At 43.4% G+C, this 16,500-nt stretch carries 12 protein-coding genes; 8 read left to right on the top strand and 4 right to left on the bottom strand.

Features of this window, described 5'->3' with window-relative positions; all coding sequences use genetic code 11:
- Positions 1-215 precede the first annotated feature (215 nt).
- From metA to PSI22_RS17675, 5 genes are all read left to right on the top strand, one after another.
- The gene (gene metA, locus PSI22_RS17695; protein WP_038187387.1) at positions 216-1,145 is read left to right on the top strand and encodes a homoserine O-acetyltransferase MetA; all 930 of its coding nucleotides are present in this window, start codon (positions 216-218) and stop codon (positions 1,143-1,145) included.
- Between the two features lie 301 nt (positions 1,146-1,446).
- Entirely contained in the window at positions 1,447-3,045 is a 1,599-nt protein-coding gene (gene aceB, locus PSI22_RS17690) for a malate synthase A (RefSeq protein WP_273580884.1), read from the top strand.
- A gap of 48 nt (positions 3,046-3,093) precedes the next feature.
- The gene (gene aceA / locus PSI22_RS17685) at positions 3,094-4,401 is read left to right on the top strand and encodes an isocitrate lyase (protein WP_273580883.1); all 1,308 of its coding nucleotides are present in this window, start codon (positions 3,094-3,096) and stop codon (positions 4,399-4,401) included.
- A gap of 79 nt (positions 4,402-4,480) precedes the next feature.
- Positions 4,481-6,202 carry a bifunctional isocitrate dehydrogenase kinase/phosphatase gene (gene aceK / locus PSI22_RS17680; RefSeq protein ID WP_273580882.1) on the top strand — a complete coding sequence of 574 codons (1,722 nt, stop codon included), beginning with the start codon at positions 4,481-4,483 and terminating at the stop codon, positions 6,200-6,202.
- Positions 6,203-6,462: 260 nt separating this feature from the next.
- The gene (locus PSI22_RS17675; RefSeq protein WP_273580881.1) at positions 6,463-7,026 is read left to right on the top strand and encodes a hypothetical protein; all 564 of its coding nucleotides are present in this window, start codon (positions 6,463-6,465) and stop codon (positions 7,024-7,026) included.
- 182 nt (positions 7,027-7,208) lie between these two features.
- Here PSI22_RS17675 and PSI22_RS17670 read toward each other — a convergent pair whose 3' ends face one another.
- From PSI22_RS17670 to lysC, 3 genes are all read right to left on the bottom strand, one after another.
- A complete protein-coding gene (locus PSI22_RS17670) occupies positions 7,209-7,850 on the bottom strand; it encodes a bifunctional 4-hydroxy-2-oxoglutarate aldolase/2-dehydro-3-deoxy-phosphogluconate aldolase (protein WP_273580880.1) in 642 nt (213 codons plus the stop codon).
- Positions 7,851-7,870: 20 nt separating this feature from the next.
- The gene (gene iclR / locus PSI22_RS17665) at positions 7,871-8,701 is read right to left on the bottom strand and encodes a glyoxylate bypass operon transcriptional repressor IclR (RefSeq protein WP_273580879.1); all 831 of its coding nucleotides are present in this window, start codon (positions 8,699-8,701) and stop codon (positions 7,871-7,873) included.
- A gap of 317 nt (positions 8,702-9,018) precedes the next feature.
- Entirely contained in the window at positions 9,019-10,392 is a 1,374-nt protein-coding gene (gene lysC / locus PSI22_RS17660) for a lysine-sensitive aspartokinase 3 (RefSeq protein WP_273580878.1), read from the bottom strand.
- A 283-nt stretch (positions 10,393-10,675) separates the two neighbouring features.
- On the opposite strand from lysC, the gene pgi reads away from it, so the two are divergent.
- From pgi to ubiA, 3 genes are all read left to right on the top strand, one after another.
- Positions 10,676-12,322, top strand: coding sequence for a glucose-6-phosphate isomerase (gene pgi / locus PSI22_RS17655; protein ID WP_273580877.1), 1,647 nt, complete (start codon positions 10,676-10,678; stop codon positions 12,320-12,322).
- A gap of 250 nt (positions 12,323-12,572) precedes the next feature.
- The gene (gene ubiC / locus PSI22_RS17650; RefSeq protein ID WP_273580876.1) at positions 12,573-13,100 is read left to right on the top strand and encodes a chorismate lyase; all 528 of its coding nucleotides are present in this window, start codon (positions 12,573-12,575) and stop codon (positions 13,098-13,100) included.
- Between the two features lie 13 nt (positions 13,101-13,113).
- Entirely contained in the window at positions 13,114-13,968 is an 855-nt protein-coding gene (gene ubiA / locus PSI22_RS17645) for a 4-hydroxybenzoate octaprenyltransferase (RefSeq protein ID WP_273580875.1), read from the top strand.
- A gap of 50 nt (positions 13,969-14,018) precedes the next feature.
- Here ubiA and plsB read toward each other — a convergent pair whose 3' ends face one another.
- Complete coding sequence (gene plsB, locus PSI22_RS17640; protein ID WP_273580874.1) at positions 14,019-16,487, bottom strand: glycerol-3-phosphate 1-O-acyltransferase PlsB; 2,469 nt, start codon at positions 16,485-16,487, stop codon at positions 14,019-14,021.
- Between the last annotated feature and the right edge of the window lie 13 nt (positions 16,488-16,500).

Raw genomic sequence — 16,500 nt, 5'->3', positions numbered from 1 at the left:
ATCGGGTGGCTTTTTTGCGTTTGTATTTTTCTATTATTTACTCAATTTCTGCTTTATTGTTTTCCATTTTCCTTATTACCCTTTCTTATTCGATAGAATAAAATGAAATAATTTCAATTTGAGTACAATAACTCGACATTGATCTTGTCTTTTGATTTAATTTGGCTATCTAGAAGTCTAAACATGCAAGTGATTTAACAATCGAGGTTTCAGTAATGCCAATTCGTGTACCGGATGAATTACCTGCGGTGAATATTCTTCGCAATGAAAACATCTTTGTTATGACCTCAACACGGGCGAATATTCAGGATATCCGCCCTTTGAAAGTACTGTTACTTAACCTGATGCCGAAGAAGATAGAAACAGAAAATCACTTTATCAGGTTATTATCTAATTCACCGTTACAGGTTGATATTCAATTGTTGCGTATTGATAGTCGCCAATGTAAAAATACTCCAGAGGAACATTTGGATAACTTTTATTGTGATTTTGAGTCTATAAAAGATCAAAATTTCGATGGGTTAATTGTAACAGGCGCTCCTTTGGGGTTGGTTGAATTTGAAGATGTCACTTATTGGGCCGAAATTGAAAAAATTGTTAATTGGGCTAAAAATCACGTTACTTCAACGCTCTTTGTTTGTTGGGCTGTTCAAGCTGCCTTAAATGTTCTTTATAACCTGCCTAAATATACGAGAACGACTAAATTATCCGGTGTTTACTCCCATATAACCTTAGATCCTTTTGCGTTATTGACCAGAGGGTTTGACGAGTCCTTTTTAGCACCTCACTCACGTTTTGCGGATTTTCCAGAGGCAGTGATCCGTGAGCATACCGACCTAGATATTTTGGCTTGTTCGGAAGACGCTGGCGCTTATTTGTTTGCCAGTAAAGACAAAAGGTTGGTATTTGTGACAGGTCATCCTGAATATGGAGTTGATACATTAGCGGCAGAGTATTGGCGTGATCTGGCTGCGGGGTTAGAGCCCGCGCTACCGGTCAATTACTTCCTGAATAATGATCCTGAAAATAAACCAGTTGCATCTTGGCGTAGTCACGGTCACTTATTGTTTTTAAATTGGCTTAATTACTATGTCTACCAAATCACGCCATACGATCTGACGTATATGAATCCTACCTTAGATTGAATCTGTAAAAAAATAAAAATGAGAATTAGCTGAAGCGAGCCATTTCTCATTTTTTTAATTTTCTATTTTTTTAGAATCATTTACCTTCTCCGATCATTTCTTATATATAACAAAAAGTTAACACTTTTATTCCTAATTAATTGGAACTTATTTCCCTGTTTTTATTTTTAATAAACTCATTTAATCAATTGATTTATTTAAATTAATTTACTTAATTTTAAATAATGGAAATGGTTTTTGATTTATTTTTAATATTGATTACTCTTACTCGAGTGGGCATTTTAAAGACGAGGAGTGGGGGATGACACAGCAAGCATTAACAACTGATTTAACCTTTACAAAGCCTTTTGGTGAAGCCGAAAATCAGATATTACTACCTGAATCTATTGGTTTTATAGAAGATCTAGTTGTTGAGTTTTCTAACAGGCGTAAAAAATTATTGGAAGAGCGAATTTACTGGCAGAAAAAAATAGATGATGGAGCATTACCTAATTTTATTTCGGAAACAATTTCCATTAGAGAGGGTGACTGGAAAATTCAGGGAATTCCTGACGATCTTAAAGATCGCCGTGTTGAAATCACGGGTCCAGTAGAACGTAAGATGGTGATTAACGCTTTGAATTCAAATGTTAAAGTTTTCATGGCGGATTTTGAAGATTCACTGGCTCCTTCATGGGATAAAGTCATTAGTGGGCAAATTAATCTAAGGGACGCAGTTAACGGTACGATCTCATATACCAGTGAGCAAGGTAAGCGTTATGAATTGAAATCTGAACCGGCAGTTCTGGTTGCACGGGTCAGGGGGCTGCATCTGTCAGAAAAACACGTTCTTTACAAGAAGGAACCGATCTCGGGTGGTCTATTTGATTTTGCACTTTACTTCTATCTAAATCATAAAAATCTGCTGGCAAATGGTAGCGGCCCCTATTTTTATTTGCCTAAAATTCAGAGCTACCACGAAGCTCAATGGTGGAGCGATGTTTTCAGTTTTGCGGAAGAGCGCTTCAATCTGCCAAAAGGCACGATCAAAGCGACCGTTCTGATTGAAACGCTGCCTGCTGTATTCCAAATGGATGAAATTCTCTACCACCTGCGTCACCACATTGTTGGGCTGAACTGTGGGCGCTGGGACTACATTTTCAGTTATATCAAGACACTGAAAAACCATTCTGATCGTGTTTTGCCTGATCGCCAGTCGGTCACGATGACACAACCTTTCCTGAGTGCCTATTCTCGCTTGTTGATTAAAACCTGCCATAAACGTGGTGCATTTGCGATGGGTGGAATGTCGGCATTCATACCGAGCAAAGATATTGAACAAAACCAGTGGGTTATGGACAAGGTCAGGGCTGACAAAGAACTGGAAGCTAAGAACGGTCACGATGGCACATGGGTAGCGCATCCTGGGCTTGCAGATATTGCGATGACAGTCTTCAACACTACCTTAGGAGAGCGGCCGAACCAATTAGCAGTTTCCCGTGAAGAAGATGAAACGATCACAGCGGAACAATTGCTTGAACCTTGCTTGGGAGAGAGAACAGAAGAAGGAATGCGAGCGAATATTCGTGTCGCTGTGCAGTACATAGAAGCATGGATTTCAGGTAATGGGTGTGTACCGATTTATGGCTTGATGGAAGATGCCGCCACTGCGGAAATATCCCGCACATCTATTTGGCAATGGATCCGCCATGAAAAATCACTTTCCAACGGTAAAAAAGTAACAAAAGAGCTGTTCAGGCAAATGCTGAAAGAAGAACTGGATATTATTAAACAAGAAGTTGGAGAGATGCATTTCAACCAAGGGCGATTTATGGAGGCTTCTAATCTGATGGAACGGATTACTACACAGGATGAGTTAATCGATTTCCTGACTTTGCCGGGTTATCAATTACTCGATTAATTCAAAAACGACAATATCCGATTAATTAAGAATAGGAAGTAGAAGAAAATGAACATTTCCCGAACACAACAGATCGCTCAGTTGGAACAAGAATGGAAACAACCACGTTGGGAAGGCATTACTCGCCCATACAGTGCTGAGGACGTGGTTAAATTGCGTGGTTCCGTTAACCCAGAGCACACTTTAGCACAGATGGGAGCGAAAAAGTTGTGGGAACTGCTGCATGGAAAATCAAAAAAAGGCTATGTGAACGCACTTGGCGCCCTGACTGGCGGTCAGGCACTTCAGCAAGCCAAAGCTGGTATTGAGGCAGTTTACCTTTCTGGTTGGCAGGTTGCTGCGGATGCAAATACTGCTTCCAGCATGTATCCCGATCAATCACTTTATCCCGTGGATTCTGTACCTAATGTCATTAAACGCATCAATAACAGCTTCCGCCGTGCAGATCAGATCCAATGGGCAAATGGTATCGGCCCGGACAGTCAGGAATACACCGACTATTTCCTGCCGATTGTCGCGGATGCTGAAGCAGGGTTTGGTGGTGTGCTGAATGCATTTGAACTGATGAAAGCGATGATTGAGGCTGGCGCAGCGGCTGTTCATTTTGAAGATCAATTGGCGGCGGTGAAAAAATGTGGGCACATGGGGGGTAAGGTACTCGTACCGACTCAAGAAGCGATTCAGAAACTGGTGGCTGCTCGTCTGGCTGCCGATGTATCCGGAGTTTCAACCTTGTTAGTCGCCCGCACTGATGCCGACGCAGCAGATTTGCTGACTTCTGATTGTGATCCTTATGACAGTGAATTCATTACTGGCAAGCGAACTGCTGAAGGTTTCTTCTGTACCCGAGCGGGTATCGATCAGGCCATCAACCGTGGGTTGGCTTATGCCCCCTATGCCGACGTTGTTTGGTGCGAAACTTCTACGCCGGATCTTGAGGCTGCTCGCCGTTTTGCGGAAGCCATTCATGCGGAATACCCAGGCAAATTGCTGGCATACAACTGCTCTCCATCCTTCAACTGGAAAAAGAATCTGGACGACAAAACCATTGCGAGCTTTCAAGAGCAACTGTCTGCTATGGGATATAAATTCCAATTCATTACATTGGCTGGTATCCACAGCATGTGGTTTAACATGTTTGATTTGGCTTATGACTACGCCCGCGGTGAAGGTATGAAACATTATGTCGAAAAAGTTCAGGGACCTGAATTCGCAGCTCTTGAGCGTGGTTATACTTTCTCTTCACATCAACAGGAAGTTGGGACAGGGTATTTTGATAAAGTGACAACCATTATTCAGGGAGGAGCGTCTTCTGTTACCGCCCTTACTGGCTCGACAGAAGAGCAGCAATTTTAGGTTTATCATGCCCATTGATATTATCAGGTGGGGGATTCTGTGAGGAATTCCCCTTTACGCGTCGGATAAGGTGGCGATGATGGAAATAGATCTCGCGCATTTAATTGCACAAACCATTTTGCAGGGATTCGATGCGCAATATGGTCGATTTCTGGAAGTGACTTCAGGCGCACAGCAACGTTTTGAGCAGGCGGATTGGCATGCAGTACAGCGAGCCATGAAAAAGCGAATCAACCTGTATGACCATCATGTTGGTTTAGTCGTGGAACAGCTGAAATGCATTCACGGTACACTGCAATATGACGAAGATTACATAGCTAAAGCAAAAGCCGTTTATACCCGTTTGCTGCCGGACTATCCTCGTTTTGAGATTGCGGAAAGTTTTTTTAATTCAGTCTATTGCCGTTTGTTTCAACACCGTAACTTAAAGCCAGAGAATCTATTTATTTTTTCTTCCCAGCCCGCCTGCCGTTTTCGCCATATTTCACGTCCATTGTCGCGGGATTTTTCCCCTAACAGTAATATTGTGTCAATGTTGCGAACGATATTAAATGATGTGCCATTGCGCCTTAAATGGGAAGATTTGGATCGAGATATTGATTACATCGCGCAATACTTACAGAAAACATTTTCTGAACACGATTTATTACAGGCGACATTTCAGATTGCTAATGAACTATTTTACCGTAATAAAGCGGCGTGGCTGGTGGGAAAAATCAGGCTGGGCACAACGGTTTATCCATTTTTATTACCCATCCACCATAACGAATCTGGCGGCATCTTTATTGATACCTGCCTAACGTGCCGCGATGATGCCAGCATTGTTTTTGGTTTCGCACGTTCTTACTTTATGGTTTACGCCTCCTTGCCGGCAGCATTAGTTGAGTGGCTGCGTGAAATTCTGCCGACAAAATCAACGGCCGAATTATACATGGCGATTGGTTGCCAGAAACATGGCAAAACAGAATACTATCGTGAATATCTGATGTTTATTAACGCATCTCAAGAACAGTTTTCGATTGCTCCAGGCGTGAAAGGCATGGTAATGCTGGTCTTCGCTTCTCCTTCATTTGATCGTGTATTTAAAGTCATCAAGGATAAATTTGCTCCGCAGAAAGAAGTCTCTCAAGAACGTGTTCAGGAGTGTTACCGTCTGGTCAAAGAACATGATCGTGTGGGAAGAATGGCCGATACGCAGGAATTTGAGAACTTTGTCATTGAGAAGCGCCATATCAGCCAGGAATTAATGGAAGAATTGCAAAAAGAAATCCCGGCAAAACTCGAAGATCTGGGTGATAAAGTTCTGATAAAACACCTTTATATGGAACGAAAAATGATCCCGTTGAATATTTATATGGAACAGGTAGACGAAGTGCAGTTGAAAGATGTGATAGAAGAATACGGCAACGCTATTAAACAATTGGCCGCGGCGAATATATTTCCGGGTGATATGCTGTTTAAAAACTTTGGTGTTACGCGTCATGGGCGAGTGATTTTCTACGACTATGATGAAATCTGTTATATGACTGAAGTGAATTTTCGGAATATCCCTTCGCCACGTTACCCGGAAGATGAACTGGCAAGTGAACCTTGGTACAGCGTTGCTGCCAACGATGTTTTCCCAGAAGAATTTCGGCATTTTTTATGTGGTGATAACTGTGTCCGGCGTTACTTTGAAGAAAGCCATAGTGACCTATTCAAAGCGGATTACTGGTTGGCATTACAAGAGCGCATTAAAAATGGGTATGTGGAGGATGTCTTTGCCTATCGGTGCAAACAGAGGTTCAGTCAGCGTAATTAGATTTAGGAAACAAAAAATACAAGTCGTGATATCACATTTCCCATAGATAAAAATAATATTTTACTGAATGATAAAAATTAGAGATTGAATGATATTAATTAAAAATGACTGGCTATTCATCTATTGTCTTTCAATGATATGATCCTCTTTATGATTATGTAATTTGTTTTAATAAAAGCAATACCGTAATTAAATAATCATAATCACAACCATCAATAGAATATTCCTATTCATTTTAAACAATATTTAGGGAGAGAATAATGGCTAATGTCATTTTATACGGTGATATCCTTAACATTAAAAATAGATACGCCGATGGTAGTTATCTTGATGTTTATGGGCAGTCTGCATCGCTGGGAGAAAAATATAATGTTGTCACTTCTGTTTCATCAAATCGTGATACAGGCTCGGGTTCATGGCAGATTTTATCTGCGGAAAGCAAAAGTTTAGGAACGGAAATTTACAGTGGTGATACCGTATTTCTAGTGAATTTCTATCGAAACAATGGGGGATACTTGAGAGTGAGTGGCTATGCACCCTCTCCTGAGCTCTATAATGTTTATACCGCAGATAGACCCGTGAATGCCCTCGATACGGCAATATGGCATATTTTTACAGATACGGCTAACGAATTTGATGGCAAAATCCGTGAGGGAAATGCCATTCGTCTGCTTAACAGTTTTAATAATGTACATGGCGGTTTTCTTGATACCTGTTGGTTGGCAAACCAACCTGGTGCTGTATATAAGGTGTATACTTCACTGTTGTCAGATCGGGGGAATGGTACGGGTACATGGATATTATCAAAAGCAATTAATCAATAATGATATTGAATATTTTTTTGTCGTTTTATTAAATGAATCGTGATGAAGTTCTCAATTATTAAAAATAACATTTAAAAAATGGAATTAATTAATTTGAGAGTATATTAGGAATAACATGATTAATGGGTTTGGCAATGCGGAAATGTTGAATTTCCGCATTTCAATATACCTAATCAATTAAATTACGCTTTGGCTCCGGCAATTGCAGCATGCGCCAGTTCGGTAATCTGGGCATAATCACCTTTTTTCAGCGCATCGGCAGGCACCAGCCATGAACCACCAATACATAGAACACTATTTAGAGCCAGATAATCGCGGTAATTGTCGGGTGAAATACCACCGGTTGGGCAGAAACGAACTTGAGGGAATGGGCCTGCAATGGCTTTTAGCGCTTTCACGCCGCCATTCGCTTCTGCTGGAAAAAATTTGAAGCAATTTATCCCATAACTCATACCAAGCATTAATTCTGAAACTGTAGAAATCCCCGGAATCAATGGAATTGAGCTTGTAGTTGCGGCTTTTAATAATGCCTCAGTTAATCCTGGGCTGATAGCAAACTGAGCGCCTGCTTCGGTAACCGCCGCCAATTGTTCAGGATTAATGACTGTACCCGCGCCAATAATCGCTTCAGGCACTTCTTTGGCGATAAGACGGATGGCCTCTAGTGCGCATTCAGTTCTTAAAGTGACTTCCAGTACGCGTATCCCGCCGGCAATCAGCGCTTTTGCCAATGGAACCGCGTGTTCAATCTCATTGATCACAATAACAGGGACGACAGGGCCATCGGTCAGGATATTTTCTGCGGTTGTTTTCCAATTATTCATTAGCAGTTTCTCTCGTCAAATTAGTTAATACCGCCATATTCCCGACTGATCTCTTTTGCAGCCCGCATAACGAGTGCGCCGAGTTCAGTGACTCGATCGTCAGAGATACGTGAAATTGGGCCGGAAATGGAAATGGCGGCAAACGCTTCATGATGTTCATCGTAAATACAGGCGGCAATGCAGCGTAACCCAAGGGCATGTTCTTCATCATCGAGCGAAAAGCCTTGCTTGCGGATCTGTTCAAGATTTTCTTTCAGGGCTGCTGCGGTGGTGTAAGTATGCTGGGTATAGGTATGAAGACCTTTCTTATGGAGTAACTGGAGGCGTTTTTGTTCAGACAATGTAGAAAGCAACGCTTTGCCTGCGCCGGAAGCATGCATCGGTAGGTTGCCGCCAATGGGGGCAGACATCCGCATCAGCGCATTACATTGCACCTGATCAACAATAACGGCTTCATATTCATCAAGATTCAGGATGGCAAGGTTGACGGTTTCGCCGGAATCTTCCATTAATTGGCGCAATATTGGGTGAACCAGCACCATCAAATTGCGACTTTGCAGAAAACTGCTACCGACAACAAAGGCATGTGAAGCGATAACCCATAATCCCAAATCGCCTACCTGACGGACAAAACCATGCTGCTGTAACGTAGTCAAAAGGCGATGGGTGGTGGAGTTAGGCAAACCAGCTTGTATAGCCAGATCGGTCAAGGCAACACCTACTTGTGAATCGGAAATATATTCCAAAAGCGTAAGCCCTCGGCTCAAGGACTGAACCTGACCGCTTGCAGCGGCACTATTTGCCGTTATTTTGGTTTTTTTGGTACGTTTGTTGGCAACGGCTGTACTCATAAAATGCCCTCTGAAAGTGTCTGTGTAGCAACCCTGATTTTGCTAAAGCAAAAATGGAATTTATTTTCGTTTTCTTATTATGGATGATAAAGCGGGGGAAAACACATCCGATGAGTGGAGCCACTCTGAGATATTCAATTTATCTACATCAGGCCGAGGACGGATCATCTTAATGACGTCAGCTCACACCGCGAATATCATAGTTGCAGAGGATTCTTTCAGTATTAGCGCGGTGTGAATTGGCGAAACATTTATAAGTTGGGTTAAATACCTTCTTTGTCGAAATCAGAAAAAAACCGCTTTAGCGGTTTTTTCTGTCACACCTTAAACAAATTCTGATGAAGTTTCTGAATGATTGATTCCGCATCTTTCCCTGGAACGAGCAAACATACATTGTGGCTGCTTGCGCCATAGCTGATCATCCGGATATTAAAAGATTCCAGTGCGCCAAAAATTGCTTTCCCCAGCCCTTTAGCCTGTGAAAGCTCATTACCGATAATTGCCACCAGCGCCAGATCTTCTTCAACTTCTACACGACATAATGTAGAAAGTTCGGTCAGCAGAGCATTAGTCAGCAAACTGCCATTGGTGCTGGTAGAGCCAGTCGTATCCAGCGTTAGGGCGACACTGACTTCTGAGGTGGTAATCAAATCTACTGAAATGTTATGGCGTAAAAGCAGCGTAAAAACTTCCGCCAGAAAGCCCCTTGCATGTAACATTTTTAGGCTATGCAAGGTTAATAACGTCTGTTTGCGGCGTAATGCCAGCGCACGAAACAGAGGCGGGTTTTCGATTTTGTCACAAACCAGTGTGCCGCCGGCCTGCGGATCTTTACTTGATCCAACGAAAACAGGAATACCGCAACGAACGGCAGGTAGCAACGTCGCTGGGTGGAGGATCTTAGCACCAAATGTCGCCATCTCTGCTGCTTCATCAAATGCAATTTTATCGATGCGTTTGGCTGTTGGCGCAACACGGGGATCAGTAGTATAGATGCCGGGAACATCCGTCCAAATATCAACACGCTGTAAATTTAGCGCTTCGCCGAGCAAGGCGGCGGTATAATCACTGCCACCACGTCCCAGCGTCGTTGTGCGGCCTTTTTCTTCTCTGCCGATAAAACCTTGTGTGATAACAACCGTATTATTCAAACGAGGTTGAAGTTGCTCAACTGCTGAGATATGGAGTTGAAGGGTGTCTGGTTCTGCCCGCCCGAAGTGATCATTCGTTCGCATGATCCTGCGGATATCAAACCACTCTGCATTTGCATTGCGTTGACGCAGTAATTCTACGAACAGCAATGTGGACATCACTTCACCGTGGCTGACCAACTCATCAGTTAACGCCTCAGATGTTGCCAATGATGCGGCTTCTGACAGCATCTCGATATTTTCCAGCAGGCGATCAATTTCTTCACATATCACATCCACGTCATTTAACCGGTCAATAATCGCATATTGAATGTCACGGATCTGTTTCAGGCACTTCTCCCGCTTATTGCTATCACAGCCCGTCGCCAATGCGACCAGCAAATTAGTCACCCCCGCAGAAGCGGACAAAACGACCACGCGGACATCTGAGTTTGCCAAAATAATATCGGCACAGTGATTCATGGCATCAAAGTCTGCCACACTGGTACCGCCGAATTTTGCGACAACATACTGCGGGTAAGGAGATGAAACAGCATACATGGATGATAACCTTCTGTCCGAGGAATAGGCTTTTAGAAATATCGGGTTAGCTACGCTGAGTCAACATTTAGGCATTGAGCATCAATATCTTTCATGATGGAACTGAAATTATCGTTTTTACCTATATCCAATGTTTTCACCTATATCAGCAATTAGGGGTGGAAATCATGAACTATTTTGACCAATATCAGTAATTAAAAGGAAAGGGAAAGCATCACAGAGTTAAGTCGTTACAATCTGTGTATTCCTATTATTTATTTACAGTTGATAGAGAGCATTATTCATGAAAAACATCAACCCTAGCCAGACCGAAGCTTGGAAAGCATTACATCAGCATTTTGAGCAAATGAAAAACGTCCATTTGCGGGATCTGTTTAAACAGGACAAAGCGCGGTTTACGGCATTCTCCGCTACGTTTGACGAGCAGATTTTGGTGGATTATTCCAAAAATCGTATTACCGCTGAAACACTGACAAAATTACAGGCACTGGCGAAAGAAACGGATCTGTCCGGTGCTATCCGCAGTATGTTCTCCGGTGAAAAAATCAACTGTACTGAAGATCGTGCTGTGCTGCACATTGCCCTGCGTAACCGCAGCAATACCCCGATTAATGTGGATGGGGAAGATGTGATGCCGCAAATTAATGCGGTGCTGGCAAAAATGAAGTCATTCAGTGAACGCATCATCAGCGGAGAATGGAAAGGGTATACCGGTCAAGCCATTACTGACGTTGTCAATATCGGCATTGGTGGTTCCGATCTCGGCCCTTATATGGTCTCTGAAGCACTGAAAGCGTATAAAAATCACCTCAATATGCACTTTGTTTCCAATGTGGATGGAACCCATATCGCAGAAACGTTGAAAACACTGAACCCAGAAACGACGCTGTTTCTGATTGCCTCCAAGACCTTCACTACACAGGAAACTATGACTAATGCGCATTCTGCCCGCAACTGGTTCCTGCAAAGTGCGGGGATTGAGGCTCATGTTGCCAAACATTTTGCGGCACTTTCGACCAATGAGCAGGAAGTCAGTAAATTTGGTATCGATCCACAGAATATGTTTGAATTCTGGGATTGGGTCGGTGGCCGTTATTCACTGTGGTCTGCGATTGGTTTATCCATTGCACTTTCCATTGGCTATGAGAATTTCGAACAGCTGCTGAGTGGCGCTCATGCCATGGATAAACACTTTGAGCAGACTTCTCCTGAACAGAACATTCCAGTCCTGCTGGCGCTGATCGGCATCTGGTACAACAATTTCTTTGGCGCAGAAACTGAAGCGATTCTGCCTTATGATCAATATATGCATCGTTTTGCCGCTTACTTCCAACAGGGTAACATGGAATCGAATGGCAAATATATTGATAGGAATGGCAGCCCGGTAGATTACCAAACTGGGCCGATTATCTGGGGCGAGCCGGGCACTAATGGTCAGCATGCTTTCTATCAGCTTATCCATCAGGGAACCAAACTGATCCCATGTGATTTTATTGCACCCGCAATCAGTTATAATCCGCTCAGTGATCATCACAGCAAGCTACTGTCCAACTTCTTTGCGCAAACTGAAGCACTGGCTTTTGGTAAAAACCGCGAACAGGTGGAAGCGGAATTTGTCGCAGCCGGAAAAAATGCACAGGACATGGCGAATGTCGTGCCATTCAAAGTTTTTGAAGGCAACCGTCCGACTAACTCCATTCTATTACGCGAAATTACACCATTCAGCTTGGGCGCATTGATTGCCATGTATGAACATAAAATCTTTGCCCAAGGCGCTATTCTGAATATTTTCTCATTTGATCAATGGGGTGTAGAACTCGGTAAACAGTTGGCGAACCGTATCCTGCCAGAATTGCACGATGATGAAGCGGTAAATAGCCATGATAGTTCAACCAATGGCCTGATTAATCGTTTCAAAACATGGCGCTAATCTGACTTTTATCGTACTTAATAAAAATTGCCTCGCCTTCAATAAACACGGTTATTGAGGTGAGGCGCTTATTAATACGATCATCATTCTGCTTGTTCTCTGCTCATTAATATTGAGATAAACCCATTCAATCATGTTGAAATATGCGATAACAATGAAGATTTACATAAATTGTTATCAACTTTTTATTCTATTCACTTGCAACGTGATATCCTCACTCCCCATTCGTTGTGCTGTCGGGGAAAATGACATGGCAGATGACACAATATTAACTCCTGCACCTATCCGCTGGTTTTCGGCAGATAATTCTAATATTCCGGAAGATATTTTAGATTGGCTTATGGAAGTCGGTTCAATGACGCGCCGTTTTGAAGAACATTGTCAGCAGGTATCAGTTGTACCTTTTCGGGAATGCTTCATTACAGCAGCAGAATTAGGAGATGAAAGTGAGCACTTACCTATAAGTGAAAGGTATTGGTTGCGTGAAATTGTCTTGTATGGAGATAACATTCCGTGGCTGCTGGGACGTACTGTGATCCCTGAGGAAACACTGACTGGCCCGGATAAGCGGTTGGTCGATGTAGGAACAGTTCCACTTGGTCGCTATCTTTTTAGTGGTAATAATTTGACTCGGGATTATATTCAAATAGGCCAGCAAGGGCAGCACTGGGCGCGGCGTTCTTTGTTGAGGTTATCAGGCAAATCCTTGCTACTCACAGAGGTTTTTCTGCCGGAATCACCTGTATATAAGATGGACAAAATCAAAGGGGGAAAATAGATTGGAGGCCAGTATGACGCAGAATAAATGGCTCGCCTATTGCCGTTTAATGCGTATCAATAAACCCATTGGCGTATTATTACTATTATGGCCAACATATTGGGCATTGTGGATCGCAGCAAAAGGTATGCCGGATTTGCACATCTTGTTAGTCTTTACTATCGGGGTGTATACCATGCGTGCTGCGGGATGTTGCATTAATGATTTCGCAGACAGAAAATTCGATGGACATGTAGAACGGACAAAATCTCGTCCGCTTCCCAGTGGCGATGTCAGCGAAAAAGAAAGCAAAATCCTGTTTGTTACACTGGGGCTGATCTCTTTCGCACTGGTTTTGACGCTGAACAAAATGACGATTGCCTTATCTTTCATTGGATTGGCACTGGCATGGGTTTATCCTTTTGTCAAACGAGTCAGTAACTTGCCACAGATTGTACTGGGAGCAGCCTATGGTTGGTCAATTCCAATGGCTTTTGCCGCAGTAAGTGAGTCCTTACCATTAGAGTGCTGGTTGTTATTTTTGGTTAACATAATATGGTCAGTGATTTATGACACGCAGTATGCGATGGTTGATCGTGATGATGACCTGAAAATCGGTGTAAAATCGACGGCCGTGCTTTTTGGGCGTTTTGATAAACTGATTCTTGGTATTTTGCAGTTTATTATGCTCGGTATTCTGGTATCGGTTGGTTGCATAGTGAATTTAGGTGGGATGTACTACTGGACGTTATTGTTGGCGGGTTCGCTCTTCATTTATCAGCAGAAATTGATTTCTGGTCGAAAAAAGGCTCTCTGCTTTCAAGCATTTATGAACAATAACTACGTCGGTTTTATCTTATTCCTCGGTATTCTTTTCAGCTATGTTTAACATAACGGGCGGATAACCCGCCCGTTCAGCTTTATTTCCAGCGTAACGCTTTAATGTTGATCTTTATTTGTCTGTTCAGTGTCATTCTGCTCTGGTGGCATACTGGCACTTTCAATCGTCAGACGGATCTCAGGGGACATCAATTCACTCAACATTTGGTAGAGTTCTTGAGCGCTGGTCGTGCTTATATCACTATTATCATGAATATAACCTTCCTCGCGCAGCGTATTGACTGAGCTGGCAAACACCGCCTTGTCAAAGAACTCTGGGGCATTGATTCCATGCAGTACCGACAGACGCTGTGCCAGCATCCGGCTCTCTTTTTCCAGCACGCCACGGCTGATTTCAGGAGTGGCATTCAATAAAGAAAGCGTAATAGCATAGCGTTGCAGAGTTTCACGGATACCTGCTGCCAGCAATTGCAGTGGACGAATGCGCTCAGGGTTCAGAACGAGCATATCCTTTTCTTTGTTGCAGATAAGGCATTGACGCACCAACTCATCAATCAGAGTGTTGACCACTTCAGGTAGAGCTTCCTTACTGTAACGCATGAAAAGTTCTTGTTTGAGCAGCGGGTAAACCAGTTCTACCTGCCTAAGTAGTTCACTGCGGCTAATGCGGCGATGATGCATCACAATACTGGTAATCAAAGATGGCAGGATCAGCAAGTGCTGGATATTGTTGCGATAATAAGTCATCAATACCGCGCTTTCACGAGGCAGGATAATGATATCCCCAAGGCTGTCTTTTTCGACTTCAAACTTATTCATCAGCAAGGCGTGATCCAGCAATTCTTCAGCTGTTTTGTTCGGTACAGTAACATCGTCAGCGTAAGGAACATTGCACAGTAATTGCAGATAGCAGTTCAATTGCTCAATCAGTTGCTCGCGAGTAAGTGCTCGCTGACGTGATGACAACAAGGCTGTAGTGCATAAATTGATGGCATTTGCTGCTGCGGCATTATTGATGTTGACCATAATATTGCCAGCCAGTTTGCTGACAGTAGGTGTCAGCCATGTCGGGCGCTGGGCGTCTATCGGATCGATGGAATCACGCCAGTCGGGAACATGATGGTTAAGGTATTGTGTCAGAGGAATGGGCTCGCCAAAGTTTACATAGCCTTGTCCCAGATTACGCAGCTTACGCAGCCCACTAACCATCTGAAAAAAACCTTCTTTTTCCTTGGTTGCACCGCGTAACTCTTTAGCGTAAGTTGCGACTTCCATTACATGCTCATAACCGACATAGATTGGCACGATGGTGATTGGACGGGAATCTCCACGCAGCATCGCCTGTAATGTCATCGAAAGGGTGCCGGTTTTCGGATCGAGCAGACGGCCGGTACGGGAACGCCCACCTTCGACGAAGTACTCAACAGAATAACCACGGGAAAATAACTCACCCAGATATTCACGGAATATCGTCGAATAGAGCTTGTTTCCTTTAAAAGTCCGGCGGATAAAGAATGCACCAAGGCGGCGGAATATCGGGCCTGCCGGCCAGAAATTAAGATTGATGCCGGCAGCAATGTGTGGTGGAACCAGCCCTTGGTGATAAAGCACATATGAGAGCAGGAGATAATCCATATGGCTGCGATGGCATGGGACATAAACCAGTTCATGACCATCCTGTGCCAGTTGGCGAACCCGCTCGGCGTTATGGACATTAATGCCCTGATACAAACGGTTCCACGTCCAGCTCAAGACACGGTCGGTCAAACGTACGGTTTCAGAAGAGAAATCTGCTGCAATCTCCTCCAACATATTGATAGCGTTTTGCTTCGCCTTTTCGGGTGAGATTTTTTTACTGCGCGTCTCATCGGCAATGGCTTTCTCAATGGCTTTGGATGTCAGCAGCTTGTTGAACAGATCCTGTCTGGCGGGCAAACGTGGCCCTACCGCAGCCAAACGCTGACGGGAATAGTGTATCCGTGCAACGCGGGCAAGTTTATTGGCAATGATATCATCCGTGCCATGATCATTGGCCATGCTGAGTAATGAAACGGGTGTGGAAAAACGCACAAAACTATCCCGTCCAAGCCACAGAATCGCAAAAAACTTTTGCACACCGTTTAGTAAACGCAGCTGTGGCGCTGTATTTCCTTCTTGCCCTTCGCGTCCAGGGGAGCGGCCGAACATCACAGAAACAGGCACCATCTGAATATCCAAATCGGGATTATTGCGATGCAGATCCAGATAAGAATGAAAAATCTTCACGGATTCATGTTTAGGTGCATAGCAACGGAACACACGTGGGCCATCATCAATAAAGACATAGCTTGGAAGCAGGGTGTCACCTATTTCCAAAGGATTCAACGGATCCGGCAGATCTTGCGCCAAGCATTGTTGACGCAGGGTCAATAAGTCTGTTTTTGAGTGATACGGCAGCACATACAAAATAGGCCGTGTCGTATCAAGGCTCAGTTCTGCAATGGGATCCGTGGGGATAAGTTTACTTTTTACTAAGAATTTTAATGGAAAATTCAACAACTTATAATATATTTTACGCCAACTTGACATAACAACTTTAAGC

Origin of the sequence: Xenorhabdus aichiensis, from assembly GCF_028598775.1 — a bacterium.
GTDB lineage: Bacteria > Pseudomonadota > Gammaproteobacteria > Enterobacterales > Enterobacteriaceae > Xenorhabdus > Xenorhabdus bovienii.
The sequence above is the reverse complement of the archived record's forward strand: the minus strand, read 5'-3'. Positions and strand labels throughout refer to the sequence as shown.

What these genes read in the sequence shown, in the direction of transcription:
- metA (WP_038187387.1), top strand. Translation starts at nt 216, where the DNA reads ATGCCAATTCGTGTACCGGATGAATTACCTGCGGTGAATATTCTTCGC.
- aceB (WP_273580884.1), top strand. Translation starts at nt 1,447, where the DNA reads ATGACACAGCAAGCATTAACAACTGATTTAACCTTTACAAAGCCTTTT.
- aceA (WP_273580883.1), top strand. Translation starts at nt 3,094, where the DNA reads ATGAACATTTCCCGAACACAACAGATCGCTCAGTTGGAACAAGAATGG.
- aceK (WP_273580882.1), top strand. Translation starts at nt 4,481, where the DNA reads ATGGAAATAGATCTCGCGCATTTAATTGCACAAACCATTTTGCAGGGA.
- PSI22_RS17675 (WP_273580881.1), top strand. Translation starts at nt 6,463, where the DNA reads ATGGCTAATGTCATTTTATACGGTGATATCCTTAACATTAAAAATAGA.
- PSI22_RS17670 (WP_273580880.1), bottom strand. Translation starts at nt 7,850, where the DNA reads ATGAATAATTGGAAAACAACCGCAGAAAATATCCTGACCGATGGCCCT.
- iclR (WP_273580879.1), bottom strand. Translation starts at nt 8,701, where the DNA reads ATGAGTACAGCCGTTGCCAACAAACGTACCAAAAAAACCAAAATAACG.
- lysC (WP_273580878.1), bottom strand. Translation starts at nt 10,392, where the DNA reads ATGTATGCTGTTTCATCTCCTTACCCGCAGTATGTTGTCGCAAAATTC.
- pgi (WP_273580877.1), top strand. Translation starts at nt 10,676, where the DNA reads ATGAAAAACATCAACCCTAGCCAGACCGAAGCTTGGAAAGCATTACAT.
- ubiC (WP_273580876.1), top strand. Translation starts at nt 12,573, where the DNA reads ATGGCAGATGACACAATATTAACTCCTGCACCTATCCGCTGGTTTTCG.
- ubiA (WP_273580875.1), top strand. Translation starts at nt 13,114, where the DNA reads ATGACGCAGAATAAATGGCTCGCCTATTGCCGTTTAATGCGTATCAAT.
- plsB (WP_273580874.1), bottom strand. Translation starts at nt 16,487, where the DNA reads ATGTCAAGTTGGCGTAAAATATATTATAAGTTGTTGAATTTTCCATTA.